This window comes from Rhizobacter sp. P1_G5, assembly GCF_056405435.1.
On record NZ_JBFUCB010001110.1, the window covers coordinates 1 to 849 of the forward strand.

Below are 849 nucleotides of genomic sequence, written 5' to 3' on the forward strand. Positions count from 1 at the left end.
CGGCGCGGATCGTGCCGAGTGCGCCCAGCACCATCGGCCGGTCGACCAGGCCGGCCGCGCGCAAGGCCGCTTCGACATACGGCAGGTAGCGCGCGATGTTGGCCGGCTTGGTCGCAGGGAACAGCTGGCTCACGAGACCGACCGTCAGCACCGGATCGGTCGGCGGGCCTTCGTCGGCCAGCTTCAGCAGCATCTGGCAGCGCGGGCCGACGATGCCGTCGGCGATGATGCCGATGCCGGCCTGCCAGCGCCGGATCGCGGCGTCGAAGCCGTCGTCGATCGACGGGCCGGTGCTGGCGAGCACCGGGAAATCCGCGGCATCGGGGCCGAGTTCGGCGGCGAGCGCCTTCGCGAGACGGGTCACGTCCGGGCCGGACGCACCTTTGGAGATCAAGAGCTTCATGGGCTCCTCCGGGGTGGTTGAGGCTGCCGGGCCAGTATCGTGCGGCGGGGATCTACGTCCATCCCACATGTGATGGACGCGGGCGCGGTGCTACCGTTGCGGGATGTCCAGCACCCCCTCTCTTCCACCTGTCGTTTCTCCGCCGCCCACTTCAGCCTGGGCGCCGCWCTCGCTCCCGGTGTTCCGCATGCTGTGGGGCACCTGGGTCGCCGCCAACGTCTGCATGTGGATGAACGACGTGGCGGCGGCGTGGCTGATGACCTCGCTGACGACCTCGCCGGTGCTGGTGGCGCTGGTGCAGTCGGCGTCGACGCTGCCGGTGTTCATGCTCGGGCTGCCGAGCGGCGCGATGGCCGACATCCTCGACCGCCGGCGCTACTTCATGCTGACGCAGCTGTGGGTGGCCGCGGTGGCGGTGGTGACCTGCACGACGATCGCGTTCGATG

The 849-nt window shown here is 70.2% G+C and carries 2 protein-coding genes; one reads left to right on the plus strand and one right to left on the minus strand.

What is annotated here, in order from left to right; genetic code table 11:
- The coding region (locus AC1D12_RS34385) for a peptidoglycan-binding domain-containing protein (protein ID WP_477845531.1) at positions 1-403 on the minus strand (403 nt) is incomplete at its 3' end.
- Positions 404-506: 103 nt separating this feature from the next.
- Between AC1D12_RS34385 and AC1D12_RS34390 the strand changes: the two genes are divergently transcribed.
- Positions 507-849 (plus strand): MFS transporter (locus AC1D12_RS34390; protein WP_477845532.1); only part of this gene is annotated, 343 nt, incomplete at its 3' end.